Origin of the sequence: Tissierella pigra (genome assembly GCF_018917845.1) — a bacterium.
GTDB classification, from domain to species: Bacteria; Bacillota; Clostridia; order Tissierellales; family Tissierellaceae; genus Tissierella; species Tissierella pigra.
In genome coordinates this window covers 720,060-747,047 of sequence record NZ_JAHLPJ010000001.1, presented here as the reverse complement: position 1 = coordinate 747,047, position 26,988 = coordinate 720,060, and the positions used below count along the sequence as shown (strand labels likewise).

At 30.9% G+C, this 26,988-nt stretch carries 30 protein-coding genes; 6 read left to right on the top strand and 24 right to left on the bottom strand.

Annotated elements, in window-relative coordinates; all coding sequences use genetic code 11:
- Nucleotides 1-11: 11 nt before the first annotated feature.
- From KQI41_RS03585 to KQI41_RS03575, 3 genes are all read right to left on the bottom strand, one after another.
- Nucleotides 12-1,136 (bottom strand): SpoIIE family protein phosphatase, encoded by a 1,125-nt coding sequence (locus KQI41_RS03585; protein WP_154439475.1) that lies wholly within the window; start codon nucleotides 1,134-1,136, stop codon nucleotides 12-14.
- Between the two features lie 127 nt (nucleotides 1,137-1,263).
- Nucleotides 1,264-1,791 carry a cob(I)yrinic acid a,c-diamide adenosyltransferase gene (locus KQI41_RS03580; protein WP_154439476.1) on the bottom strand — a complete coding sequence of 176 codons (528 nt, stop codon included), beginning with the start codon at nucleotides 1,789-1,791 and terminating at the stop codon, nucleotides 1,264-1,266.
- 152 nt (nucleotides 1,792-1,943) lie between these two features.
- Complete coding sequence (locus KQI41_RS03575) at nucleotides 1,944-3,077, bottom strand: THUMP domain-containing class I SAM-dependent RNA methyltransferase (RefSeq protein ID WP_154439477.1); 1,134 nt, start codon at nucleotides 3,075-3,077, stop codon at nucleotides 1,944-1,946.
- A gap of 135 nt (nucleotides 3,078-3,212) precedes the next feature.
- Between KQI41_RS03575 and KQI41_RS03570 the strand changes: the two genes are divergently transcribed.
- Both KQI41_RS03570 and tyrS read left to right on the top strand, forming a co-directional pair.
- Entirely contained in the window at nucleotides 3,213-3,590 is a 378-nt protein-coding gene (locus tag KQI41_RS03570; protein WP_154439478.1) for a class II SORL domain-containing protein, read from the top strand.
- Between the two features lie 648 nt (nucleotides 3,591-4,238).
- Entirely contained in the window at nucleotides 4,239-5,462 is a 1,224-nt protein-coding gene (gene tyrS / locus KQI41_RS03565; protein ID WP_216584885.1) for a tyrosine--tRNA ligase, read from the top strand.
- A 43-nt stretch (nucleotides 5,463-5,505) separates the two neighbouring features.
- Here tyrS and KQI41_RS03560 read toward each other — a convergent pair whose 3' ends face one another.
- From KQI41_RS03560 to KQI41_RS03515, 10 genes are all read right to left on the bottom strand, one after another.
- A complete protein-coding gene (locus KQI41_RS03560) occupies nucleotides 5,506-6,237 on the bottom strand; it encodes a nucleoside phosphorylase (RefSeq protein WP_216584884.1) in 732 nt (243 codons plus the stop codon).
- 4 nt (nucleotides 6,238-6,241) lie between these two features.
- Nucleotides 6,242-7,570 carry a dihydrolipoyl dehydrogenase family protein gene (locus KQI41_RS03555; protein WP_216584883.1) on the bottom strand — a complete coding sequence of 443 codons (1,329 nt, stop codon included), beginning with the start codon at nucleotides 7,568-7,570 and terminating at the stop codon, nucleotides 6,242-6,244.
- Nucleotides 7,563-8,498 (bottom strand): ABC transporter permease, encoded by a 936-nt coding sequence (locus KQI41_RS03550; RefSeq protein ID WP_216584882.1) that lies wholly within the window; start codon nucleotides 8,496-8,498, stop codon nucleotides 7,563-7,565. The genes KQI41_RS03555 and KQI41_RS03550 overlap by 8 nt, the downstream gene beginning before the upstream one ends.
- On the bottom strand, nucleotides 8,491-9,573 hold the full coding sequence (locus KQI41_RS03545; RefSeq protein ID WP_216584881.1) for an ABC transporter permease: 1,083 nt from the start codon (nucleotides 9,571-9,573) through the stop codon (nucleotides 8,491-8,493). The genes KQI41_RS03550 and KQI41_RS03545 overlap by 8 nt, the downstream gene beginning before the upstream one ends.
- A gap of 14 nt (nucleotides 9,574-9,587) precedes the next feature.
- The gene (locus tag KQI41_RS03540) at nucleotides 9,588-11,123 is read right to left on the bottom strand and encodes an ABC transporter ATP-binding protein (protein ID WP_216584880.1); all 1,536 of its coding nucleotides are present in this window, start codon (nucleotides 11,121-11,123) and stop codon (nucleotides 9,588-9,590) included.
- Nucleotides 11,124-11,194: 71 nt separating this feature from the next.
- Nucleotides 11,195-12,247: a BMP family lipoprotein gene (locus KQI41_RS03535; RefSeq protein ID WP_216584879.1), complete on the bottom strand. Its 1,053-nt coding sequence runs from the start codon at nucleotides 12,245-12,247 to the stop codon at nucleotides 11,195-11,197.
- Between the two features lie 66 nt (nucleotides 12,248-12,313).
- A complete protein-coding gene (locus KQI41_RS03530) occupies nucleotides 12,314-13,000 on the bottom strand; it encodes a Crp/Fnr family transcriptional regulator (protein ID WP_216584878.1) in 687 nt (228 codons plus the stop codon).
- Nucleotides 13,001-13,185: 185 nt separating this feature from the next.
- Nucleotides 13,186-13,755, bottom strand: a complete 570-nt coding sequence (locus tag KQI41_RS03525; RefSeq protein ID WP_154439486.1) for a xanthine phosphoribosyltransferase — start codon at nucleotides 13,753-13,755, stop codon at nucleotides 13,186-13,188.
- Nucleotides 13,756-13,819: 64 nt separating this feature from the next.
- Nucleotides 13,820-14,344: a cysteine hydrolase family protein gene (locus KQI41_RS03520; protein WP_154439487.1), complete on the bottom strand. Its 525-nt coding sequence runs from the start codon at nucleotides 14,342-14,344 to the stop codon at nucleotides 13,820-13,822.
- A gap of 33 nt (nucleotides 14,345-14,377) precedes the next feature.
- Nucleotides 14,378-15,331 (bottom strand): Gfo/Idh/MocA family protein, encoded by a 954-nt coding sequence (locus KQI41_RS03515; RefSeq protein WP_195837933.1) that lies wholly within the window; start codon nucleotides 15,329-15,331, stop codon nucleotides 14,378-14,380.
- 204 nt (nucleotides 15,332-15,535) lie between these two features.
- Between KQI41_RS03515 and KQI41_RS03510 the strand changes: the two genes are divergently transcribed.
- On the top strand, nucleotides 15,536-16,561 hold the full coding sequence (locus KQI41_RS03510) for a threonine aldolase family protein (RefSeq protein WP_154439489.1): 1,026 nt from the start codon (nucleotides 15,536-15,538) through the stop codon (nucleotides 16,559-16,561).
- A 113-nt stretch (nucleotides 16,562-16,674) separates the two neighbouring features.
- Here KQI41_RS03510 and KQI41_RS03505 read toward each other — a convergent pair whose 3' ends face one another.
- The 5 genes from KQI41_RS03505 to KQI41_RS03485 all read right to left on the bottom strand — a co-directional run bounded on the left by KQI41_RS03505 (nucleotide 16,675) and on the right by KQI41_RS03485 (nucleotide 20,943).
- A complete protein-coding gene (locus KQI41_RS03505) occupies nucleotides 16,675-17,031 on the bottom strand; it encodes an arsenate reductase family protein (RefSeq protein WP_154439490.1) in 357 nt (118 codons plus the stop codon).
- 97 nt (nucleotides 17,032-17,128) lie between these two features.
- Complete coding sequence (locus tag KQI41_RS03500) at nucleotides 17,129-17,461, bottom strand: hypothetical protein (RefSeq protein WP_154439491.1); 333 nt, start codon at nucleotides 17,459-17,461, stop codon at nucleotides 17,129-17,131.
- A 179-nt stretch (nucleotides 17,462-17,640) separates the two neighbouring features.
- Entirely contained in the window at nucleotides 17,641-18,213 is a 573-nt protein-coding gene (locus tag KQI41_RS03495; RefSeq protein WP_154439492.1) for a hypothetical protein, read from the bottom strand.
- 150 nt (nucleotides 18,214-18,363) lie between these two features.
- Complete coding sequence (locus tag KQI41_RS03490) at nucleotides 18,364-19,593, bottom strand: metallopeptidase TldD-related protein (RefSeq protein ID WP_154439493.1); 1,230 nt, start codon at nucleotides 19,591-19,593, stop codon at nucleotides 18,364-18,366.
- A gap of 12 nt (nucleotides 19,594-19,605) precedes the next feature.
- Complete coding sequence (locus KQI41_RS03485) at nucleotides 19,606-20,943, bottom strand: TldD/PmbA family protein (RefSeq protein ID WP_154439494.1); 1,338 nt, start codon at nucleotides 20,941-20,943, stop codon at nucleotides 19,606-19,608.
- A 209-nt stretch (nucleotides 20,944-21,152) separates the two neighbouring features.
- Between KQI41_RS03485 and KQI41_RS03480 the strand changes: the two genes are divergently transcribed.
- Nucleotides 21,153-21,821, top strand: coding sequence for an NAD(P)H-hydrate epimerase (locus tag KQI41_RS03480; RefSeq protein WP_154439495.1), 669 nt, complete (start codon nucleotides 21,153-21,155; stop codon nucleotides 21,819-21,821).
- Between the two features lie 11 nt (nucleotides 21,822-21,832).
- Here KQI41_RS03480 and KQI41_RS03475 read toward each other — a convergent pair whose 3' ends face one another.
- Nucleotides 21,833-22,504, bottom strand: a complete 672-nt coding sequence (locus tag KQI41_RS03475) for a TIGR00266 family protein (RefSeq protein ID WP_154439496.1) — start codon at nucleotides 22,502-22,504, stop codon at nucleotides 21,833-21,835.
- 207 nt (nucleotides 22,505-22,711) lie between these two features.
- Here KQI41_RS03475 and KQI41_RS03470 point away from each other — a divergent pair, with 207 nt between their 5' ends.
- The gene (locus KQI41_RS03470; RefSeq protein ID WP_216584877.1) at nucleotides 22,712-23,062 is read left to right on the top strand and encodes a carboxymuconolactone decarboxylase family protein; all 351 of its coding nucleotides are present in this window, start codon (nucleotides 22,712-22,714) and stop codon (nucleotides 23,060-23,062) included.
- Nucleotides 23,063-23,117: 55 nt separating this feature from the next.
- Here the strand turns inward: KQI41_RS03470 and KQI41_RS03465 are convergent, their stop codons facing one another.
- Nucleotides 23,118-23,279 carry a rubredoxin gene (locus KQI41_RS03465; protein ID WP_216584876.1) on the bottom strand — a complete coding sequence of 54 codons (162 nt, stop codon included), beginning with the start codon at nucleotides 23,277-23,279 and terminating at the stop codon, nucleotides 23,118-23,120.
- A gap of 87 nt (nucleotides 23,280-23,366) precedes the next feature.
- Nucleotides 23,367-23,582, bottom strand: coding sequence for a YdbC family protein (locus KQI41_RS03460; RefSeq protein WP_154439499.1), 216 nt, complete (start codon nucleotides 23,580-23,582; stop codon nucleotides 23,367-23,369).
- 306 nt (nucleotides 23,583-23,888) lie between these two features.
- Between KQI41_RS03460 and KQI41_RS03455 the strand changes: the two genes are divergently transcribed.
- Nucleotides 23,889-24,419, top strand: coding sequence for a nitroreductase family protein (locus KQI41_RS03455; RefSeq protein ID WP_216584875.1), 531 nt, complete (start codon nucleotides 23,889-23,891; stop codon nucleotides 24,417-24,419).
- A gap of 63 nt (nucleotides 24,420-24,482) precedes the next feature.
- Here KQI41_RS03455 and KQI41_RS03450 read toward each other — a convergent pair whose 3' ends face one another.
- The 3 genes from KQI41_RS03450 to KQI41_RS03440 form a co-directional block, all read right to left on the bottom strand.
- A complete protein-coding gene (locus KQI41_RS03450) occupies nucleotides 24,483-24,782 on the bottom strand; it encodes an AtuA-related protein (RefSeq protein WP_154439501.1) in 300 nt (99 codons plus the stop codon).
- Between the two features lie 3 nt (nucleotides 24,783-24,785).
- Nucleotides 24,786-26,135 carry an acyclic terpene utilization AtuA family protein gene (locus tag KQI41_RS03445; RefSeq protein WP_216584874.1) on the bottom strand — a complete coding sequence of 450 codons (1,350 nt, stop codon included), beginning with the start codon at nucleotides 26,133-26,135 and terminating at the stop codon, nucleotides 24,786-24,788.
- Between the two features lie 64 nt (nucleotides 26,136-26,199).
- Nucleotides 26,200-26,973: an ABC transporter permease gene (locus tag KQI41_RS03440; RefSeq protein ID WP_216584873.1), complete on the bottom strand. Its 774-nt coding sequence runs from the start codon at nucleotides 26,971-26,973 to the stop codon at nucleotides 26,200-26,202.
- Between the last annotated feature and the right edge of the window lie 15 nt (nucleotides 26,974-26,988).

Sequence of the window (26,988 nt, the reverse complement as noted above, 5' to 3'; positions counted from 1 at the left end):
TCTATTATTATCTATTCAATTACTTCCATAAGAACTAGAGCAAAGTCATCTTGCTGTTCTCCCCAACTATAGGTTATAATTTCATTATTTATTTCATTTAAAATATCTTCTTTATGACTCCTTATCATATCTATTACGCTTTCTATACCAAATTCTCTGCCTGTTCTATCTTTGGCTTCTGTTATTCCATCTGTATAAAATAGTATTTTATCACCTTTTTTTAATTTAATAACTTCTTCATCATATACAATCTCATCAAATAATAAAACCATAGGGTATCCTTTTACTTCTAACATTTCCATACCATCATCATTATACTTAATTGGTATACAATTATGTCCTGCATTTGCATATTTAAATTCATAGGTGGTTTTATTGAAAATACCATAGAACATAGTAAAATACTTATCTACTTCTAAATTCAATGTCCTAAATCTTTTATATAGTTCTGATAATGTAGCTGATGGATCCAAAATATCATCCTTTATAGCCCTCATAGTTTGCCTAATAAACATGGTCATCATAGCTGCAGCTATACCATGACCTGACACGTCTGATATATATATCCCTATATTTTCATCATCAATGTGAAATACATCAAACATATCTCCACTTAACATCTCTGATGGTTTATATATATAGTCAACGAAAATATTTTCTAATACTTCTTTACCAGGTAGAATTTTTTCTTGAATTCTCTTAGCAAAACCAAGGTCTTTACTCATCTTTTTATTTTTATCAATTAACTCTAACTCTAGCTTTCTTTCTCTTGTTACATCTCTAAATACTTCTACTGCTGCAAACACTTCTCCATTGGAATTAGTAACTGGTGATGATTTTACTGAAAAATATCTTCCATTAATTTCCTCTTCTTTTTGCACAGTTTCACCAGTTTTTATACTTCTTTTTGTAATGCAAAAAGTACAAGGAGTTACTTTGCAATGGGCTTTATAACATTTCATGCCAACAATATTATCTCCTAAATGTTCTTTCATTGTTTTATTGGCATATATAATAGTGCCTTCTTTATCCACCACTCGAACCCAGTCTGCCATACCTTCTAACACATGATAATTTAGCATACCATATTCTTCTATTTTTTTTTCTACTGGACTTAAATCTTCTTTACTTAGCATGCTTATCACCCATATAATATTTATTTGTATAATAAAACTACTCTTTGTAACATTCTATACTATTTATATAATAATTTCTACCTTTTTTTGATTTTATTGCTTTATTTCGGTAAACTTTTTCTAAATTTTACATATATTTTACATGAGTCTCTTTTTCTTCAGAATATCTTGCCATTGCATATAAACAATCTGATAACCTATTTACATATTTTATGACTAAAGGGTCTACTTCTGCATGACCTGATAAAGTGATAATCCTTCTTTCTGCTCTTCTACACACAGTTCTAGCCACATGAAGATATGCAGACTTCTTTCCTGAACCTGGCACTATAAAACCAGTGGGATTATTTAATCTTCCCATATATAAATCAATTATCTTTTCTAAATCATCTATATCTTTTTCTAGTATATGATGCTTTACCTTTTTACTGTCCTCTGTGGCTAAGTTTGTGGCAACTGTAAATAACTTGTTTTGAATGGATTCAATTAGTTCATACATTTCCTTATCATCTACATAATTCTTTGCTAAACCCATAAAAGAACCTAGTTCATCAACAGTTCCATAACTTTCCACTCTAATATCATCCTTTGATACTCTTTTATTATCAAACAAACTCGTGGAACCCTTATCTCCAGTTTTAGTATATATGGTCATGTCTACACCTCCGTATATTTAGTAAACAACTAATAACTAATAATTAATATAAGCAGGGTACCAAAATTGTGGTTTTCAATTTTGTGTGCATCCCTTAGTTTGTTTATCTAGTGAATAGTTGTGGAAGTTTCTAGTAAACTAGAATCTATTAACTATTTTTCTGGTCTTGGTCCATAGTATTGATAGTAGTCTACCTTTATTCTTCCATTGTATAGCTTTCTTTTTTTATTTGCTTTCTTTCCATATTGCTTCTCAAATTCCTCTTCAGAAGTAATTATATACAACGACCAAGTATCTAGCTCTTTAAACTTAATCCCTAAATCTTTGTGAAGTCTTTCTACTTCTCTTTTCTCACTTAATCTTTCACCATAAGGTGGATTAGTTATAACTACTCCATATTCGTTTTTTAGCTCTGCATCTCTGAAGTCTTTATTAAAAAATGCGATATCATCTTCTAATCCTAAATTTGCGGCATTATCTCTAGCACGATGAATTGCTTTTTTGTCTATATCACAACCAAGAATGTGTAATTTAGTCTCATTATCTATTGCTTGAAATGCTTCCTTTCTTGCTTCCTTCCAATATTCTTCCTTTACTCTAGGCCAGTTCTCTGCTGCAAAATTTCTATCAAGACCTGGTGCCATATTTCTTCCTATCATTGCCGCCTCTATTGGTATAGTTCCTGATCCACAGAATGGGTCCATTAAAACTCTATCTTTATTCCAATAACTTAAAAGTATCATAGCAGCAGCTAAAGTCTCTTTTATAGGTGCATCACCCTGTCTATCTCTATAACCTCTTTTATGAAGTCCTTCTCCCGATGTGTCTATAGTTAAAGTTGCTATATCCTTAAGAAGAGCTACCTCAATAGTATATTTAGCACCTGATTTCTCAAACCATTCTACATTATATTTAGTCTTTAACTTTTCTATTACCGCTTTTTCTACGATTCTCTGACAATCCGAAATACTAAATAGCTTTGAATCTATACTCTTGCCATTTACTACAAAGTTTGCGTCTTCTGTAATCCATTGATCCCATGGTAATGCTTTTGTTTTTTCAAATAACTCATCAAAGGTTAATGCTTTAAACTCACCCATCTTTAAAAGAACTCTATCTGCAGTTCTTAACCATAAATTAGTTTTTGGTATATCTTTTTCTGTTCCTGTAAATGTTACCTTACCATTTTCTACTACTAAATCATTATATCCTAAATTCATTAGTTCTCTTTTTACTACTGACTCTAACCCAAAGGTAGCAGTAGCTATTAATTGAATGTTTCCCATTTTATCTCTCCTTCAAGCATATCTATCTATATTATACTCTAAATATAAAATATTTACCTATTAATATTGATTTTTTTAAAAATAATTGGGTATAGATAGTAGGAGATTATAAAAATGATTATGGAGGGGTTATATATGAAAAGCATAGGCAGTTTGTATCAAAGTGGAGATTGGAAAGGTGAAAAACATGTACCAGTAATTCACGCTCCTGAAAAAGTTAAACTTGGGGATTTAGTAGATGTTAAGGTTATGGTTGGTGAAGAAATAGCACATCCAAATACATTTGAGCATTACATATCATGGATAAAAGTTTACTATCAACCAGAAGGACATAAATTCCCTATAGAAATTGGTTCATTTAACTTTACAGCTCATGGAGAAAGCGAATTATATACTGAACCAAATGTATCCCTTAGATTTAAGCCATCAAAATGTGGTACAATTTATGCAACTTCCTATTGTAACATTCATGGACTATGGGAAAATAGCGTAGAACTTAAAGTTGAAGAATAGTAGTAAAGCCTAGAAGATTTCTAGGCTTTTTATTTTAGCCTTGACAACATATTTATATTGTATTAAGATAATATAAATATATAGTAGACTATGAAGGAGTTAAGTAACTGATTAAAGGTAAATCCACAGAGAATAGACTATTGCTGAGAAGTCTATATCCTTAAATTAGTGAATTACAATTCCAGAGTTCAATTTTGCGGTTTCCACACGTTACGTGGCTGAGGCTTTATGCGAATTAAGGTGGTACCACGGGTTTCCTCTCGTCCTTTAGACGAGATGATGCCCGTTTTTTTATGACCTAACACAACGAACGATAGTGAGTTGATGTAGGTCAAACGCAATGAGCACCAAATCTATACGAGCATAGCGAGTAAATAGATTTGAGTTGCGAAACTGCGTGATATGACCTAACTTAGCGAACGACAGTGAGCTTTAGTAGGTCAAACGCACCTACGCTGTCCGTTTTGTCTACAATTCGCTACGCTCATTGGACAAAAAGGCAACGAGAACCAAATCTATACGAGCGTAGCGAGTAAATAGATTTGAGTTGCGAAACTGCGTAATATCCCTAACACACCAAGCATAACAAGAACCAAAGTCAATAAATTAAAATTATAAACTTAATATAAAATTACTAGGAGGAATAAAATGGATAATGTATTTGATATTTTAATGGAGAGAGGGTATATAAAACAAACTACTCATGAAGAAGAAATAAGAGAATTGTTGGGTAAAGAAAGTATAACATTTTATATAGGATTTGACCCTACAGCAGATAGTCTACATGTAGGTCACTTTATAGCTATGATGTTTATGGCTCATATGCAAAGAGCAGGTCATAGACCTATTGCCTTAGTTGGTGGTGGTACAGCAATGGTGGGAGACCCTTCTGGAAGAACTGATATGAGAAATATGCTCACTAAAGAAAACATAAATCACAATGCAAGCTGTATCAAAAAACAATTAGAAAGATTAATAGATTTCAATGATGGTAAAGCAATTTTAGAAAACAATGCTGATTGGCTTCTTGATTTAAATTATGTTGATTTTTTAAGAGATGTAGGTTCTCATTTCTCTGTCAATAGAATGTTAACTGCTGAATGCTTCAAACAAAGACTAGAAAAAGGATTATCATTCCTAGAATTTAACTATATGTTAATGCAGGGATATGATTTCTATGTATTAAATGAAAAGCATAATTGTAAAATGCAATTAGGTGGAGATGATCAATGGTCAAATATGATTGCAGGTATGGATTTAATCAGAAGAAAATCTAGTAAGCAAGTATATGCCATGACTTGTACTCTTCTTACAAATAGTGAAGGAGACAAAATGGGTAAAACAGCTAAAGGTGCTGTATGGTTAGACCCAGAAAAGACATCTCCTTATGAATTCTATCAATATTGGAGAAATGTTGAAGATGCTGATGTAAATAAATGTTTAAGAATGCTTACATTTGTCCCTATGGATGAAGTAAGAAGACTTAGTGCTTTAGAAGGTGCAGAAATCAATGTTGCTAAGGAGATATTAGCTTTTGAAGTGACTAAATTAATCCATGGAGAAGAAGAGGCTAATAAAGCACAACAAGCTGCTAAAGCATTGTTCTCAGGTGGCATAGATGAAGGCTCTATTCCATTTACTGAAATGGATAAATCTAGTTTTGAAAATGGTATAGGTATTCTTGATTTGCTAAAAGAAGTAGGTCTTACTAAATCCAATGGAGAAGGAAGAAGACTAGTAGAACAAGGGGGTATATCCATTGATGAAGTAAAAGTTGAATCCATAGATAAACAAATTACATTAGATGATTTCAAAGATGGAAAAATAATGATTAAAAAAGGTAAAAAAGTATATCATCAAGTGAGAATTTAAAATAACTCCGATTTTTGGTACAATAACCAAAAATCGGAGTTATTTATTTACTTAGTCTTACGAAGGTTTCCAATGCTAAAATGATTTCCCTTTTTTCTCCTTCTATAGTCTCTATATCTTTCATTGCATAATCTTCTACTGATTCTTTTAAATCTGATTTATATTCTACTACATTGTTTAATATACTGGCTGTTTTTACTCCCCTAAGTTGTCCAACTACAAATAAAGAAGAGGTTTCCATATCTGAAGCCAGTATATTTTTACTATTCCAATATTCCATTAACTTATTTTCATCATCAGTATAAAAAGAATCATGTGACCTCACTATTCCGCAATGATATTTATATTTTAATTCTTCACAAGTATCTATAATTAAATTAGTAAGTTTTATATCAGCTACAGCAGGATATTTAGGACTTATATACATATTTGTAGCACCATCTTCTCTTATGGCAGCAGAACAAATAATTAAATCACCTATATTTATATTTGATTGAACTGCACCACCTGAACCTATCCTAATAATATACTTTGCACCACAGGAAATCAATTCCTCTATGGCTATGGCAGCTGATGGTCCTCCTATTCCTGTGGAAGTAACTGTTATAGGTACTCCCTTATAATAGCCTTTAATTGTTCTAAACTCTCTATTATATGCTATTTCTTCATAGGAATCCAACAATTCTCCTACTCTTAAAACCCTTGCTGGGTCTCCTGGAAGTATTACATATTCAGAGATATCTTTTGACTCACATAATATATGAGGCTGTTTCATTTTATCACCTTCTATTCTTTCCTTGTAATAAAGCTTCTCGTATTGATTCTCCTAAACTAGGATGAATAATTAAATTAGATAATAGGTCATCTGCTGTTTTTCCGTCCTTTATCACAGAACCTATTAATCCGATATATTCAGATACATTTTCTCCTATCATCCATAATCCTAGAATCTTATTTTCTTCATCTAATATAACCTTTACAAAACCGCAATCTATATTCTTTGCCCAGCCTCTCCAAGAATCTTTAAATAAGGCGATTCCTATTTTATATGAAATACCATCCTCTTTTAATTCTAGCTCTTGCTTACCTACACCTGCCATTTCTGGTAAAGTAAATACTGCTCGTGGTAAAATATAGTATGATGTGTCCACTGGTATACCGTTCAATATATAATCTGCTACACTTAATCCTTGTTGAATAGCCACATGAGCCATTCCTAAAATTCCATTGATGTCTCCAATGGCAAAAATGTTTTGTTCATCAGTCAATAAATTTTCATAGACTATTATATTATTTTCATTTGTTTTTATATTGGTATTTTCAATTCCCAATGGAAAATTAGGTTTTCTCATAAATGTTACCAATGCTTTTTCAGTGGAAATTATAGTTCCATCCTCTAACAGTGTCTCTACTGCTCCTTTACTTACTTTTGCACTTTTGGCCCCTATACCTTTTATTATTTTTACACCCTTTGATATTAAATGAGTTTCTATAGGTTCTACTAAATCTCCATCGTTTCCAGATAAAATACCATCTTCTTTTTCTATAACAATAACATCTACACCTAATTCAGCATATAGTGCTGCAAATTCTATTCCCTCAACATTTCCACCTAAAATAGTTATACTCTTTGGAATATGAGTTAGATCAATAGCTTCCTTATGAGTTATTATATTTACTCCATCAATGGAAATTTCCTTTATACTATGGGGTTCAGTTCCTGTTGCAATAATAAAGTACTGAGCATCCAATATTTCATCTTCTACTGTAAATCTTTTTGAGTCTATAAACTTGCCGTTACCAATATATATATCTATATTTTCATTTATTAAATCTTCTTTAATTTTACTATCTAATGTCTTTAAATCTTCATTCCATTTATTTATAAGATTTTCTCTAATGTTTTTAGTTTCATTATATTTATCTTTTATACCTTTAAAAGAATCTAAAGCTTTTTTTACAGGTAGTGCACCCCATCTAAGAGCAGTTCCTCCTAATGAGTTCTTTTCTACTAATGCTACAGTTTTCCCACCTCTTTTTAAAGCCATAGCACTATAATATCCGCCAATTCCACCACCTATTATGACTACATCATATTTCTTATTCACCAAGGTTTATCGCCTCTTCCTTATTCTTTTTCCCCTTATTCATCTGTCTCTTAGTCACAATTACTAGAGCAAATATAGTAGCCAAATAAGGAACCATTTGGGTAAATTGAGCAGGAACTCCCACTACCTGCAGTCTAACACCTAAGGCATCAAAGAACCCAAATAATAAGGTAGCTAAAAAAGTCCCTATTGGATTAGCTTTACCGAATATTATGGCTGCCAATGCAATAAACCCTCTATTGGCACTCATATTTTCTGTAAATAAGGTTAAATATCCAAGGGATAAATGAGCACCAGCTAGTCCACATAGTATTCCACAAGCTATGGAACTAGTATATTTCATTTTTCTTGGACTAATTCCAGCTGTCTCCAAAGCATCAGGGTATTCCCCTGCGCCACGCAACCAAATTCCTTGGGGTGTTTTGTATAAATACATATAAATAAATATTACTAAAATCCAACTAATATAAATAAATATAGTATGATTATTAAATATTATATTTAGAAATTCTATATTATCCATAAATGGAAAATTCAGCTTTGGTAAAGGGACTATATCTGGAGAAGAAAATGCACCCTTCACTCCAAATATACTTCTCAATAGAAATACAGTAAGTCCTCCTGCGAACAGATTTATGGCTATTCCTATTACAAATTCATCTGATTTCAGGTCTATAACAAATAATGCAAATATTAGACCTATAACCATTCCTATAATAGCAGCCAATGCAACTCCTGCAAGAGAACTGCCAAAGAAATAACTTCCTACTACTGCGAAAAATGCTCCTAAAAGAATCATTCCCTCCATACCTATGTTTAAAATTCCTGCTTGCTGAGTAAGGAGTCCCCCTAATGCAGCTAAAATAAGAGGGGTAGCTGTTCTAATGGTATGTTGTAATAATGTTAGGTTAAAAAGCTCCTTAAACAATTTTTTCACCTACTTTACTATTAGCTGTCTTTTTCATCTTCCAGTTTTTATATATATTTTTAAAACCTGCTTCTCCTGCAATAAATAAAATTATTATGGATTGAATAACTGATACTAGCTCTGATGGTATTCCTATGGAATTTTCCATGGCAATAGAACCAGTTTTCAATGCTCCAAAAAATATGGACATCAATACTACACCTATAGGGTTGTTTTTTACGATTAATGCTATTAACATACCATCAAAGGCATATCCTGGGGATATATGCTGTAAAAACCTATAGTGAACTCCTAAAACTTCCAATGCCCCAGCAATTCCACATAATCCTCCTGAGATTACCATGGCTAATACCATTTGATTTTTATCTTTTATTCCTGCGTATCTGCTAAATATACTATTTTGTCCTACTATTTTGAAGTCATATCCATAGGAGGTTTTCTCCATTAAATAATAAATCACCACAGCTATAATCCCCATATAAAATATACTTGTATTCAATGTAGATAGTTTAACTAATCGAGAAAATCTAAATTGTTCTGCTATCATTTCTGTACCACCCATTTTACCTTGAGATGAAGCAAATGGGTAATTAACTAGATATGCAGTAAATAGTGTGGCTACTGTATTTAACATTATTGTGGTTATTACTTCGTCTACTTTATATTTTACTTTCAATATGGCAGGAACAAAACCATAAGCTCCTCCAACTAATGCACCTGCAATAATTGCTAATATTATACCTATAATTCCTGGTAATCCAGTGAAGGTAATACCTACATAAGCTGCAGCAAATGCACCTAAATATAGTTGTCCTTCTCCTCCTACATTTGATATTCCAGCCCTAAATGCTATGGCTGTTGCCAGCCCAGTAATTACTAGGGGAACAGTTTTAGCAAAAGTAGTTGCTATATTATACTTTGATCCAAATGCTCCTGTTAATAAAGCCCCATATCCTACTAATGGACTTCTGCCATTTGCTATCATAATCAATGCTCCTATTAAAAGTGATGCAAATATGGATATAAATAAGGAATTTAGATATTGGAGGTTCTTATTCTTAGTTAATCTTTCCATTTAATTCACCTTCTTTAAATTTGTATGTTCTTTCCAGTCATATAGAGTCCGATTTCTTGCTTTGAAATTTCGCCTTCCTTAAATTCTCCTGTAATAATTCCTTCATAAATAGTTATTATCCTATCAGATAATCTAAATATTTCATCTAGTTCAGCTGAAACCAACAAAATAGCACAACCTTGATTTCTCTTCTCAATTATTTGGCTATGAATAAATTCAATGGCCCCTATATCTACTCCCCTAGTTGGTTGAGATATAATCAGTATAGGAGTATTAAAGGAAAACTCCCTAGCTATAATTACTTTTTGCATATTTCCACCAGATAAATTCCCAACTAAAACATCTTCTGAAGGAGTTCTTATATCAAACTCTTTTATTAGTTTTCTACTTTTGGATTTAATCTTTGATTTATTCAAATGAATGCCTTTAATAGCATATGGTTCATTATGCTGATTTCCCATAAGGATATTTTCTGAAATTGAGGCATCTTTAGATAGACCCATGGCAAGTCTATCCTCTGGAACATGGGCAATACCCAGCTCTCTTATATCCCTTGGAGACTTATTGGAAATTTCAACTCCATTGATAAATATTTGTCCACTTTCCTTTTCTCTAAGTCCAGTTAAGACTTCTACTAACTCCGACTGTCCATTTCCTTCTATTCCTGCAATTCCTAGAATTTCTCCCGATTTTAAACTTAAATCTATGCTTCTCAAAGCTATAAGACCTCTATTATCTCTAGCCCTTAATTTTTCTACCTTTAGTATTTCTTCATGTTTTCTATTTTCTATATGCTTCTTGTCTATTTTGTTAAATAATACTTCTCTGCCTACCATCATTTCTGCTAAAATCTTTTCATTGGCGTCCTTTGTATCTAAAGTGCCTATCATCTTTCCTTGTCTCATTACACTTACTCTATCAGAAATAGATAATACTTCTTGAAGCTTATGGGTAATTATTATTATTGTCTTTCCCGATTCATCTACTAATCTTTTTATTACTTTAAATAATTCATCCGTTTCCTGTGGAGTCAAAACAGCTGTTGGTTCATCTAATATTAAAACATCTGCTCCTTTATAAAGGGCCTTTAGTATCTCAACTCTTTGTTGAACTCCTACAGATAATGACTCCACCTTTAACTTCGGGTCAACTGTTAAACCATAAGTCTCTGATAACTTTTTTGTAGATGCTATAGCTTTTTCTTTATCTACAAATATTTTTCTTTTTGTAGGTTCTGTTCCCAATACTATATTTTCTGCCACAGTAAATGAAGGAACCAACATAAAATGTTGATGAACCATACCAATTCCTATTTTTATTGCATCTAAAGGACTAGTCATTTTGATGGGTTTCCCATTATAATAAATATCTCCTGTAGTTGGTTCATGAAGTCCATACAATATATTCATCAGTGTAGATTTTCCCGCACCATTTTCTCCAATTATTGCATGAATTTCTCCTTTTCTAATATCAAGGTTTATATTATCATTAGCCAATACCTCAGGAAATTGTTTGGACACATTTTTTAACTCTAAAACCTTTTCATACATTTAAGTTTCACCTCTTAATCTCAAAAACTGTTTTAAAATGGAGAAGTAGTTAACTACTTCTCCAATAATTATTACTTACCTGTTGGTACTGTAATTTCTCCGCTAATGATTTTTGCCTTAATATCTTCAAGAGTGTTCTTCATATCTTCTGTTGCAAATTGCATCATATCATCTGTACCATAAGCCATACCCACACCATCTTGAGCTAGGCCATAGTAAACAACCTTACCTTTTTCAACTTCATCTTTTTGGATTTTTTCTATAGTTTCATAAATTGATTTTCCTACTTCTTTAATCATTGAAGCAACTATATTATTTGGATTAATATAACGCTGATCTGAGTCTACTCCTATGGCATATTTACCATGTTCTGCAGCAGCCTCAAATACACCTTCTCCCGTTTTTCCTGCTGCTTGGAATATAATATCAGCTCCTCTTCCATAAAGAACTGTTGCATGTTCTTTACCTTTTGCAGGGTCTTCAAAGTCTTCTGCAAATGTTGTTTGAATTTCAATTTCTGAATCAATATACTTTGCTCCAGCTTCAAATCCTATTTGGTAGTTTCTGATTACAGGAATATCCATTCCTCCAACCATACCTATTAGTTTACTGTCATCTATACCTTCTATAGATGTTTCTGTTGTAAGCATAGCAGCCAATGCTCCTGCTAAAAAAGCTCCTTCATTTTCTGCATAAGAAACAGTAATTAAATTATCCATCCCTTCTATTTCATTATCTACATATATATAATTAACGTCTGGGAACTCTTTTGCAACATCTTGTACAACATCAAAGAATTCAAAACCTACTACTGCTACAATTGAACCATATTGTGATGCTTGTACTACTTGATCATTTAATAAAGACGAATCATTCCTACATTCATATACCTTATACTCAATTCCGAAATCTTTTTTAGCTTTTTCTACACCTTCGTGGGATGAATCATAGAAAGAACGATCTCCTAAACCACCAGCTAATACTAATCCTACTTTTACTCCTTCTCCAGCTGTATCTCCTGAGTTATTAGAAGCACCTGGCACATCATTAGCTTTTTTACAACCTGATAATGCTAAAGATACTGTCAGCATCAGTACTAAAAAAATCGTAAGTTTCTTTTTCAAGAAAAATACCTCCTTATTTTATATTATTTTTTATATAAAATCGATTATCTCGATTCTATTTCATAGTTATTCATTTTTACTTGTTTTTTCTTGAAGTTTCAATCCATTAATATCTATTATGGTAATATAATTATTTGATACATCTATTAAATTACTTTCCTTTAACTGCTGAAGAACTCTATTTATACTTCTAGATGTAACTGCAAACTGCTCACTTAACTGTTCCTTATTTATATCAATTTGTATTCCAGTGCCCGATTTAACTCCAGAATCTGTTCTATATAAAAGATAATTACATATTCTGTATTTTAAGGAATATAGAGTATTTTCTCCTGCTAATTTAGATAATGTATAAAAATTATGACATAATGTTTTCATTATATGTAGGGAGAAATGTCTATCTTTATCTATCCATTTTAGAAAGCTATCTCTATCTATTCGTATTAATTGAATATCTGTCAAAGCTTCAATGGAACATCCATAGGGCTTATTATCAAATATCTCCAGTTCTCCAAAATAATCTCCCTTTTTATATATAGCTTGAGAATATTTTTTACCATTCTCCCCATTTATACATATGTTGGCATATCCATTTACTATAATATAAAAATATTCATATACTATGCCCTGTTGACAGATTATTTGCCCCTTTGTATAGTTCATGCTTTCCCATTTATTAAGAATGCTGTATGGACAATCTTTTAGAATCTTTTTTATTATCTTATTAGACTCGATAATTTCTATTATATTCACTAAATTCGCTCCTTTAAGTATATAGTAAATTAAAATCATTTTAAAGGACATCTGTCCTAAAAAGACATACTTTTTCTATTAATTATACTATATATAAAAAAAATTAGGAATTGTGTCCTTCTATATCAAATTAAAAAGATTATTCTTCAACTTTTTAAGAATAATCTTTTTAATTTAACACAATATTATCTAAATATTATTTTACCATTTTCTATGGAATCTACAATAGCCAAGGATTCTAATTTTATACCTTTATCTCGTAAATTTTTGCCACCATTTTGAAAGCCCTTTTCTATAACTATTCCTACACCAATTAAATTGCTATTAGATTGATTTATTATATCTATTAATCCTTCTGCTGCCTTTCCCTTAGCAAGAAAGTCATCTAATATAAGTATGTTTTCTCCCTTATTTAAATATTTCTTAGATACCCTTATGGTATAGGTTTTATCCTTAGTATAAGAATATACTTTACTTTCATATGTATCTTTATCAAGATTTTTTGAATCAGTTTTCTTTGCAAAAACCACAGGTACATTGAAATACTGTGCCACAATAACAGCTATGGCAATACCTGATGCTTCTATAGTAAGTATTTTGTCTATTTTTTCTAAGGAAAATCTTGATTTAAACTCCTTACCTATTTCATTTAATAGCTCTACGTCTATCTGATGGTTTAAAAAACTATCTACTTTAACTATATTCCCTTCCTTAATATCTCCATCTTTATTTATTCTCTGTTTTAATAGTTCCATATTATTCACTCCAATAATTAATTTATATTATCGTATAATAACTATTAGATTTATGCAAGATATATTATTTAATCTGTATTTGGCAAATTTTCATTGCATTTAGTGCATTTTTATGACTTTCTTTAGTTACGCCTGCACAGCAATTTTCATCCACAGAGATTTTCACTTCTGGTAAAAATGTTTTTATAGTAAGAGCATTGGATATTACACAAATATCTGTACAGATACCTACTAATTCTATTTCATCTATGGGTTCTTTCTTATTCATTTCTTCTAGTTCTAAAATTAAGTCCTTTGAACCAAAGGTTACTTTGTTATAGATAACATTCTGAGGGCTTATTATCTCTTGAATATCCTTATGTATTTCCCATCCCAATGTACCTTCTATACAGTGTTCTATAGGTAAATTTCTGCCTTCCTGGGTGGATAAATAGTCTCCTTGGTGAGTATCTCTTGTGTATATTATCTTTCCTTCAAATTCTTTAATTTTCTGGACTACATTTGGAACAATACTTACTGCCTCTTTTGTACCTAATGAACCGTCTATAAAATCATTTTGCATATCAACAACTAATAACACTTTGTTCATTTGAATTCACCCTCCTTTTTTTATTTTATAAACTTATTCTCTGCCTAATAACTTTTCTATAATCATATGAGTTTTATAACCTTCTTCAAAATCAACAATCTTAGCCTTTTCTCCTTCTATTGCCTTAAATACATTGTCTAATAAATCAACTAGATGATTTTCTTCTTTAATATCTAATTTCTCTAAGACTGAATCTTTCGTAGCTATCCATAGCTCTCTCCAATTCTTTAAATATATAGATCCCTTTGTACCAAATATCTTAAAACATAATTCTTCTTCCATACCTACATCAGTAACTCCATTGATTAACACTGGAACTCCTTTTACCATTCCCCTAGCAATAATGCTTTCTTCTGAAATCTGCGGATTTGCAGGATATTCTATAAAAGTACTTATATCTTCTATATCTCCAAATAGCCTTTGAATCATTTGAATGTAATGAGTAACCACCTCTCTTACAAAACCACCTTGCTCCCTTGATGTTATCCAATCGTTTTTTTGCCACAGTCTTGGCCAATGAGTAAAATAACCTTGAAACTCAACTCTAACTAGATCACCAATAAATCCCTCATCTAAAAGCTCCTCTATCTTTTCATAGGCCTTCATATATATAGTAGGAAAGTTCATTCCATGAACTATATTTTTATCCTTAGCTGTTTTATACATTTCTTTTGCCTCATCTGTTGAATTTGCCAAAGGTTTCTCGCATATAAAATGTTTATCTGTCTTTAATACATCCATAGCTATGGGATAATGATATTTTGGAGGCACCGCTAAATAAATAATATCTATATCTTTATCCTCCAATAACGCATTATAAGAATCTACAGCTTTTAACTTATACTTCTCTGTTATTTCTCTTAGTCTACTAGTATTTACATCATATATCCCTTTTATATTTGATTTTGGATGATTGTTACTAGCATTTATTATTCTTTCTGCAACTACTCCTGCCCCTATGATTCCTATATTCATGTTTTTCTCCATTACATTCATCCTTCCTTTCCATCATAACAGGAACAAAGTTCATTCCTGATATTTTTATTATGTCTATATTGTTATCTTATCATAAATTTTAAGTATTGGAACTGTTTATAAATAGATTTTATTAGTGCTATTAAAACAAGTTTAAATTGAGAATTATTTGGTGTATTATATATATAAGAAAATACTATAAACGGAGGAATAGATATGTATAGTTTTAGAAATGATTATAGCGAAGGTGCTCATCCGAGAATTTTAGAATTACTTATGAGCTCGAATTATGAACCCAATATAGGTTATGGAGAAGATATTCATAGTGACAGGGCAAAAGAATATATTAAGAGATTAATTGAAAGAGAAGATGCAGATATACATTTTATTCCTGGTGGAACTCAAACCAATATGCTGGTAATATCATCATTTTTACGACCACACCAATGTGTAATTTCAGCAGATACAGGTCATATAAATGTTCATGAAACTGGTGCAATAGAAGCTACAGGTCATAAAGTAGTGGCTATGCCTTGCAAAGATGGTAAATTGACACCAGATATTATAAAGAAAGCTCTAAATCATCATTCTGATGAACATATGGTACAGCCTAAGATGGTATATATATCCAACTGCACTGAGCTGGGAACCATATATTCAAAAGATGAACTAATATCAATTCATGAGATATGTAAAAAAAATGAATTATTGTTATTTTTAGATGGTGCAAGAATAGGTTCAGCCCTTACATGTAAAACTAATGATTTAAATATTAAAGATATTGCCAATCTAGTAGATGTATTTTATATTGGTGGAACAAAAAATGGAGCGTTACTTGGAGAAGCTTTAATTATATTAAATAAAGATTTAAAAAAAGACTTCCGTTTTTTAATAAAACAAAGGGGAGCATTGGCTGCTAAAGGCTTTGTTTTAGGAATTCAATTTGAAGCATTATTTCAAGATGATTTATATTTTGAATTGGCAAAACATGCAAATGAAATGGCTGAAATATTAAAATCAATCATTGAAGAAACAGGATATACGTTTTATGCTGAACCATATACAAATCAAATATTTCCAATATTTCCAGATACTTTACTTAAAAAGATGGAAAAAGAGTTCGTATATGAGTTTATTGAAAAGGTAGATGAAAATAATACTGCTGTACGATTTGTTACATCCTGGGCAACTAAAGTTGAAGCTGTGGAGGCTGTAAGAGCTTTTTTAAATAAAAACAAGTAAAACTAATGGGGACAATTGTCCCCATTCATTAAATATTTACTATTTAAGTTTTCTAAAGCATAATTTATTTTACCAATCAATATATATTTCTGTTCTAGAAGTCTATTTTCATTTTACTCTAATATATTTTTCCATTCATCTTCTTTAAATCCAACAAAAACATACTTTTCACCTACTATAATAGGTCTTTTGACAAGCATACCATCTGTAGATAAAATATTTATCTTCTCATCATCGTTCATATCTGACAGTTTATCCTTTAATTTTAACTCCTTATAAACATTGCCACTTGTATTAAAGAACTTTTTTATAGGATAATTACTTTTGATAATCCACTGCCTTAATTCATCTTCAGTTGGATTGTTTTCTTTAATATTTCTTTCTTCATATTCTATATTATTTTCATCAAGCCACTTTCTAGCCTTCGTACAAGTAGTACATCTTGGATAACATAATAATAAGTATTTCATAAAATCCTCCTTTAAGTATTTCTTTTATTTAACCTTTTTCTTATGGCAGTATTTTATATTTATAATACTAAATCATTTTTTATTATACACCTCTTCTCTAAAAATAAAATATGTCTCTTAAAACTTTTAAACAAAATCCAATAACTATTGCTACTAAAATAGCTCTGCAAAAATTTCTCAGATTCATATTAGACTTTTTTCCGAATGTCCATATAGAAAACATTATGATATTAATTAGGGGTATAAATAATATTGTTATTACCCCTACCCATTCCATAACAATCATTACAACTTCAGTATCACGAAAGCTGGAATATCCAGAAGGATTATCTTGAAATTTATTATTTTTAGTAATATCATAATCTTTGAAACCCATTTCAGTCTCCCTCTCAACTAATATTTTATATACCCATTTATTATAAATTTTCATATATATTTCTAAATCTCCTTTTATATATGAAATTATTCTGCTCTTTCTTTATCCCTATATCTATATATTCCACAAATAAAACCAAAGTCCTTCTTTTCACCAATTTTTCTTGAAATCACTTATTATATTTAGCTTTGGACTATAAAAATCTTCTTATCTAAGATAAGAAGATTTTTATTTTATAGTCTAATATCAATACCTTTTCCTTTCTCTTTCTCATTTATATCTTTAGGGGTATTTCCTTTATTTTTACCACCATTTTTATTATAATCTGATTCAACCTTATTTACTGCTTCCATAAGATATTCTCCATAGATTTGGTCACCTTTGTCCAAGGCTATTTTTGCCTCTACCTTAGATTCCAATATTATATCTCTAGCTTCCCTTTCAGTTTTAGCAGCTTTTACTCTATTTTCTATTTCTTTACGTCTTTTATTGGCTTGTACAGCCTTTTCTAGTCTATCTGGAGCTTTTTCCATAATCATAGCTCTTTCTTCTGCTGTAATTTCTTCTCCCCTTGCAATTTTCCTAGCTATTTTATCTAATATTATAGACTCATATATTCCTTTATACATATTACCCTCAGAACTTTGAGGTCCTTCTAATTTTTCATTTTTATCTTGTCTTATATTTGCTCTAAATATATTCTGTCCCGACATGATAATTTTACTATTCCAAGGCTTAAATCCTATGTTTTTTTTATTATTTTGCATAAAGTTATTAGTATTAAATTGATTCCCTGTTATTTTCATATTCTCACCCTTTCCCATATATTATCTGCCTTATATTATATATCGGCACAACGGAAAGTAGTTTAATCTTAATTTCTAACTAATTTTAAGGCGTCTATTTTTATTACAAAATAGACGCCTTTCATCCACCAATTCTATTTTTATATCTTTTTAAATATAATCCACTTCTAAGTTAAATACCATAGTCTTATTGTCTAATAATCCCTTATTTTGAGACTTCCCAACAAAATCATCACCAAACATTGAATATAGTTCACCTGATATTGTAAGTTCAGGAAGTCGTCCCAATAGCTTTTCTCCATCAGTTAAGAATGCCAATTGAACAGGTGTCCCAAATACTCCTTCTTGAGTAAAGTCTCCACCTGATGCAATAAGAACTGCTATACCTAGTTGACCATTTAATAATTCCTTTAAAGTTTTATCGCTAGATTTTACAACAAGATTCCTAGGTGTTAAGGAAGGAACCTTATCATATTCTGATGAAGCACTTCCTGTAAGAGGTAAATTAAATTCTGAGGCAGTTTTTTTATCTGTATATGGAGTTATTATCTTACCATTTTCAATTAAGGTGTATCTGTAGTCAGGATTTACAACACCTTCTGCATCGAAAAATTCAACTCCAGTTAATTCTTCTTCCTCTGCACTTTGATATAATGTAAATTTATCGCTGAACTTTTTCTCCCCTATGAAATCTTTAAACAATGAAGCTCCTGTTCCCACCTTATATCCGTTCATTTCTTCTATTATTTTCTTTAGAGGCAACATATCATCTGCAAAAAAAACTACAGGCTGCTTTCCTTTAATAGGCAGTTCTACCTTGTTTCTATAAGCCGTTAAAGTTTCCCTTATATTGTTTAAGATCTTCTCTCTGCTATATTCCCTATCTACATAGCTTGAAAAAGCATCAAATACATTCACAGAATCCTTTTCTTTTATTATAATTGCTGCTGCAACTATTCTATCTATATGAGTTAGATCAACTCCCTTATTATTTATTAACTTAGTTTCAAAATCTTGGATATAGATATTATTTGAAAAAATGAAATCTGGAAACTCTTCTCTTAATAATTTAAATAACTCCTCTATTTCTTTTACCAACTCTTCATGGGATAATACTTCTTTCCTATAGTCAACTTTTTTTACAAGATTAGCAGAGGGCTCATAAGGATAAGGTATTTCAAGCCTTAAATTTTCAATTGCTCTTTTTTCCAACTCAGATTCATCTACTTTTCCCACAGCCCCTGCAATACCAATAAATCCATTTTCATACACTCTAAAACCCATTTTAGTAATATCCTTTTTTCTTACAGATCTTATATTTGATTGAAGAATATTTATACTTATCTCTTTGAAATTACTAATATATTTTTCCTTAATCATAGAAATCCCTCCTTACTGTACCGTAATATTTTTTACTCTAATATAAGGACCGCCCATACCTACTGGAAGTGGAAATTGCTCCATTTTCCCACAACCTGATAATGGAAAGAAAACAATTTCTATTTCATTTGAGATCCCATCGATTTCATATAAAGTCTCCATTACATTGCCACTAATAACTGCAATATTTACAGGCTCTGCAATTTTTCCATCTCTTATCATATAAGAGATACTAGGTGCTATGGTAAATGTTGACATACCTGCACCATGTCTTATATCCTCAACTAATATACCTTCTTCTACCTCTGAGATTAGTTCCTCTTTAGTCTTATCTCCAGCTTCAATATAAGTGGTAGTCATTCTCACTATTGGTTCAAACTCAAAATTCATTGCTCTTGCATTACCTGTTACATTCTCTTTAAGAGATTCAGCGGTTAAACTACTATGAAGTCTCCCTGAAAGAATTCCATCTTTAATAAGATAAGTTTCATTATATTTAGTCCCCTCATCATCAAAGGGAACAAATCCACATCCTAAAATATCTCCCCTATCAACTATAGATAAATTATCTACACCTACTTTTTTACCAATAGTCCATTCTCTCATCATGGTTTCATCTCCAACCATGAAATCTGCTTCAGATTTATGGCCAAAACTTTCATGAGTGAATACTCCCGTTGCTATAGGTGAGAATATAACAGTGTATTTTCCTGGTTTAACAGGCTTGGCATCCTTAGTATAAATAATATCTTTATCTATTTTATTTTTAAGTTTTTCGTGTAATAATTTAAGTTCATCAAAATCTGTGGTAGTCTTGTCATATTTGCTATCTAAAGTCTTACCATCTACATTTATAGAATACCTAAATGCAATAGCACAAGTCTGATAATCAAATATTAAATCTGCACCTTTACTGGAAAAAAACTGTTTTGTGATTTTACTGTCAACATATATTGCTCTGCACATTTTTATTTCTTCGGTTTTACTTATAATTGGAAAATATGATTTCAAAAGAGTAAGTTTTTCTTCTTGACTAATATTTAATATATCATTATCTTGAAAATATAGAAATTCTCCAGTATTGATTTCAAATTTTTTAACAACAGGGTTTTCATTGATTTTTTCATTTTTCTTAGCCATAAGAGCAAGGTTATCTATTTCTTCTTGAATATTATCTATATCTGTAGTTGAACTGTAGTACCACCTTTCTCCGTCGAATATTCTAATAAATCCACCCTTATGGTTTCTTTTTAAGTTTTGTCTTAGTTCCTTATTCTCATAAGTAATTTCACTGATAGAAACCTCTTCTAATCTCACATCTGTATAAAGATTCTCTGGAAAAATATACATCTAATCCCCCCTAAAGTTTTAGTTGATTAAATATTACCAATATTACAAAATATTGTCAATGAACCTTTACTCCGATTTCAATTCCTAATGTACTTCCTTGTTACCTTACAAATTATATATTAGTAGAAAATAAAATATTCTACATTGATTATGTATTATTGTCACTCTTCACAATAAGATATATAATAATTTTGAAAGGAGTGTTTTGTATGCTTACCATTACTTGTGAAGAAATGAAGGCTATGGACTGTTATACTATAGAAAAAATTGGCATTCCTAGTATAGTTCTAATGGAAAATGCTGCCCTTAAGGTAATTTATAATATTGATTTAAATAAGACCAATAGTTTCAATATAGTATGTGGAGTTGGAAACAATGGTGGAGATGGTCTAGCAATAGCTCGTCACCTTATAACAAATGGAAAAGATGTAGATTTATTTATTATTGGAAATTTAGATAAAGGAACTAAGGATTTTAATATTAATTTAAACATACTTAAAAATATGGAAGTAAAATTTATTCATGTAACTGGAGAAATGGAGTTAGAATATCTTAAAGATTCCCTAGTAAAAAATGATTTGACTATAGATTCAATATTTGGAATTGGATTAACCCGAGAAATTGAGGGCATCTTTAAAAAGGTAATTTCTTTAATTAATAGTTATTCCAATAATATCCTTTCAGTTGATATTCCTTCTGGGTTAGATGGTAATACAGGAAATACTCTTGGCATTTCTGTTAAAGCAAACAAGACTATTACTTTTCATTTAGTTAAAAAAGGATTACTGGAATCTAAAGAATATACTGGAGAAGTAATAGTAGAATCTATTGGAATACCCAAAAAAGTTACTAATAAAATATTGGAAAGGATGGTATAAACCATCCTTTCTTATCCTTTAGAGGGTACAAATGGCACTATCCTTGCAGCTAAATTTGATATAGGCATTGATTGGAGAATTACTTTACCAGGACCTATTAATCTTACAAGAAATAATCCTTCCCCTCCAAATAGAACATTTTTCATCCCTTTAATTGTTTCTATTTCATATTTTACACTTTCTTCAAATAAGAATACATGACCTTGATCTACTAACATTACTTCCCCTGAATTTAAGTTATATTCAGTTAAAGATCCATCTGCCTCTAGGAATAAATCTCCATATCCCGAAAACCTTTGTAAAACAAATCCTTCTCCTCCCAATAAACCTGAGGAAAACTTTTTAGTAAATACAGTTTGAAATTCAACACTGGTTTCTGAGGCTAGATATGCTGATTTCTGTCCTATTAATATTTGACCCTCCATTTTTATATGTCTTATTGTTCCTGGTAATGATGAAGCAAATACAATTTCTTGATTATCTGCTTTTGCTGTATAAAGATTAAAAAACATGCTCTCTCCTGAAAACATTCTAGCTATGCCTTTCATAATACCACCTGATGCAGTTTCAATATCAAATCCATCTGTCATCCAAGACATAGCTCCTGCACTGGTTTTTATAGTCTCTCCTCTATTAAGTACACATCTGAGTATTGGATAATCCCCTTCTATTGAATATTTCATATTCCTATCTCCTTTATAAATTATCTTTTTTTGTCTACCTCTATATTTTATATGATTTTTTAAATTTCTTCTATAAATTTATCTTATTCTATAGGTAAGCTTATTATTTTTTTCTATTGGTCAGCTATTTTAAACTTTAGTATAATTAATTAGTAGATTATAACTTTTGGTTTGTATATTTATAAATTTAAATTGGAGGAATTTAATATGAAAAGTCCTAGAGAATATTTAGCTGATTTCAATAATGGTATGGCAAGTATTGCAGCAACAAATCCAGAGCAATTATCTGCCTTTGGGAATTTTGCAGATACTGTATTTAAAGATGGTGCTATTGATTTAAAGAAAAAAGAATTAGTGGCTATTGGTATTTCTGTATATAGTAGATGTGAATATTGCATAGCTATACATGCTTATAATGCTTTAAAAGCAGGTTTAACTAAGGAAGAAATAATGGAAGCTGCAATGGTTGCAATTGCATTTGGTGGCGGCCCATCCCTTGGTTATGCCATAACCTTATTAAAGGACTCATTGGAGGAATTTGCCAAAGACTTCGAATAATATTAATAAATTAAGAAACTACCTAAATTAAAGGTAGTTTCTTAATTTATATAGACTATTTAACTTCCTCAAAAGCCATTTTAGGTTGATTACAAGTAGGACATTTCCAGTCCTCTGGTAAATCTTCAAAAGCTGTATTAGGGTCTATATCCCGTAGTTTATCTCCTCTTTCTGGTCTATAGATGTAACCGCATACTGTACATTTATAATTATTCATTTTATCATCTCCATATCTATGGTTTACGCAGATTATATTTTTAATCACCACAATTCTAAAGGATTTTCTACTTTTCTTTAAGTATATTTACAATGTTTTATCTAATGCTTCCTTCAGTATCCTTGCTTCTTCATCACTAAGAGTAACTCCTTTTCCCATTTTCCCTTCTTCATGATTCCAATCTCTCAAATCAAACTTTGCTGGTCTATTATTCCAACTAACCTTGTTAAACTCTTTCGTCCAATTTCCTTTTTCTGAAAGCACTGCTATTTTTTCTATTATTTCATATTTTATTTCTGCCATATTATAGCCTCCTTTTATCTGTAGTTTAATTTTCTAATAATAGTCTTATTAAATATTTATACTTGTATACATTAGACCTCTTGTATCCTAAAAGCTGAAATATCTTGTTTAATTAGTATTTAGATATCCTTATATTATACATTATAATACCATATTATCAGAAAAGTCTATATCAACATGTTAAAGGTAGCTTTCTTCAAAGTCATTGACTTGAGACTCAAAGATTTCAGAAATCAGAACTTGCCTATTGGTTATAAATAATCTATGTTATAATATTCTTACAATACTAAAATAAGGAGTGATACCATGTTAGATTTACTTATGAAAAGAAGAAGTATCAGAAAATATAAGAATCGAGAAATAGAAAAAGAAGTACTAGATAAAATTTTGCAAGGGGTACTAACCTCTCCTTCTTCTAAAAATAGACGTCCTTGGGAACTTATAGTAGTTAATAATAGAGAAAATTTAATAAAACTAGGTGACTCGAGAGGTCCTGCTTCAGCTCCTATAAAAAATGCACCTTTAGCGATTGTTGTAGCTGCAGATTCTCAAAATAGTGAGATTTGGATAGAGGATTCTTCCATTATAGCCACTGTTATTCAGATAATGGCAGAGTCCCTTGGTCTGGGTTCTTGCTGGATTCAAGTAAGAGAAAGACTTACTCCCCAAAACGAAAGTGTAGAGGATTATGTAAAAAATATATTAAATATTCCTGAAAAATATAATATTGAATGTATGATTTCCCTAGGTTATCCTGATGAAGAAAAATCTCCTCATAATAATGAAACTCTTCCTTACGATAAAGTTCATTATAATGAGTTTAATACAGCAAAATAAGTTTTAAAAGTCTCCTTGTTATGAAGGAGACTTTTAAATAAAATAATATTGTTTTTATTGCTATTATATTTCCATTTCTAAAAGCGCCATTCCAAGGGATTTTCCATGCTTATCTATTGCAAGGCTTCTCGTAACTCCTCCTCCTAATGACTCTTCCAATACAAAATTAAACGCATAGATATTATCAAGTTCATATCTCTTAACTCCTCCAAAACATATTTCAGAAAAAAATTCTTCTACCTTTTCTGCAGTTAAGATTTCTTTAAGTATATGATAGTCTCTCTCTTCGTATGGAATAACTGCAATATTTGACATATTCCCCTTATCTCCAGTTCTAGTATGTGCTATTTCTTTAAGTTTCATGGTCTATACCTCCCAATAAGTAATTTGAACATTTATATTTTCTTTTGGAATAATAATGGCACCTACAGATAATACTTGCTTCACTCCCGATTCTATTCCAGAAGAACCTGCTGGCCCATTTGTGTAAAGATAGTCTAATTCCTGAGCTATAAGCATTGCATCATCATAGTTCTTTGTTCTACCACTTATTCTAAGTCTTATTTCACTATGTTCCTTAGGTGCAAAACTATCTGAAATATTTGTTTTATATAAGGAGTTATATCCAACATAATCAACTCTATATTCATCTATATTTGCTCCTACAATTTTTAGTCTCTTTTCAATTATATCAGCACACATCTTTGCACGCGGAAGAGAGTTTAGCCCACCAAAGCTTACTTCTCCTTCTCCAATATAACAATCACAATATCCAACATTGACCTTATATGTAGTAGGACTTCCCTTTGATATAGCTCCAGTTACAAGAACAACATCTTTGTCAATCTGCCTAAAACAAACCTTAGTAAAGTCTACTATAGCATTGGGAGTGATATAACAAGATGGGTCTGTTATTTCATATAATAGCTGTTCTTTACAAGTTCTAAGAGATACCTCGCCTCCTGATCCTTTTACTTTGGTGACAATAAAATCTCCAGTTTCATCTATTTCAGCAATTGGGTGTCCTAGAATATGTAGGTTTTCCACATCTTTATAACCAGGATCTGCAAAATATCCTCCTGTAATTTGTCCACCACATTCTAAAAGATGTCCCAATAAAGTTGCTTGTCCTATTTTATACAAATCATTTTCTGTCCAGCCAAACTCGTGCATCAAAGGACCTACAAATAAGGCTACATCCGCAACTCTTCCTGTAACCACAATATCAGCTCCATTATCAAGAGCTTCTTTTATTGCCTCAGCCCCTAAATATACATTTGCTGATATTATCTCAGCCTCAAGTTCACCAAGAGTATGTGTACTTTGCCACATGACTATCTCCTTATACTTCTCTAAATCATCTATTATATTATCTCCTGAAATCATTGCAACTTTAATATCTGTAATATCCATTTCTTTTGTAATTTCTAATATTAACTTAATAGCTGCTTCTGGATTTGCTGCACCCATATTAGTAACTATTTTTATACCTTCTTCTTTACATTTCCTTAAAATACCTCTTATTCTAGGCTCTAGCATAGGAGTATATCCTTTTGAGGGATCCTTTAATTTTTGTTGTTGATTATTTGCAATTGTCCTCTCTGCAAGACATTCAAATACAATATAATCAATATCACCTTTTTCCACCAGTTCTATTGCTGGTTCTAGCCTATCATAAGAGCATCCTGCTCCACATCCAATTCTAATCTTTTTCACCTATAACCCTCCCACTTTAAATATAGCCACAGTAAAAAATTCAACTGTGGCTACATTATAATTTTTATTTATTCTCATTAAGAGTCCAAAATAATATTTTCTTTTTGAACTTTTCAAATCCAAGCATGACTATAACAATAAAGCCTCCCATAAATAACAGACCAGAAATTACCCTTGCATAATCTGAAAAATCGGCATAATATTGAATAAAATGTCCTAATCCAGAATTTGTTGCAAACATTTCAGCTATAGCAAGTAAAATAAATGCGAAGTTTAATGCTGTTCCTGCACCCGCTAAAATAGATGGTGCTGCTGCAGGTAAGATTACATTAAATAGCTTCTTAAATCCTTTTAACTCTAATACCTTAGAATTGTCCAAATATTTTTGGTCAATTAAAACAATTCCGTTTATAGTACCATTTAAAAATGGCCAAAAACATCCTATAAAAATAACAGCCACCGATGATAAATAAAAAGTTGGCATAATCGCTATAAGATAAGGAGTCATCATAGATGGTGGAATCGGATTAAGTGCAAATATAATTGGCTTTAAATTCTTATTTAATCTTGGATTAGTACCTATTAAAATCCCCAATAATATACCTGAAAAGGCAGCACCAAAATATCCTGGTATTAATAATTTTAGAGAACTAATAAGACTTTTCCAAAGTTTAGGCATAGAGCTATAAAATTTGGGTCCAATCTTTGAAAAACCTGGAAATAAAACTGGATCAAGAATATTATAAATATCCGTGGCAAATATATAAATCAAAAATGCCATAATTAGAATTATAATAGTCCCAATATAATCTTTAATGTTTTTTATACCTTTTAACATCTTATCTCACCTATT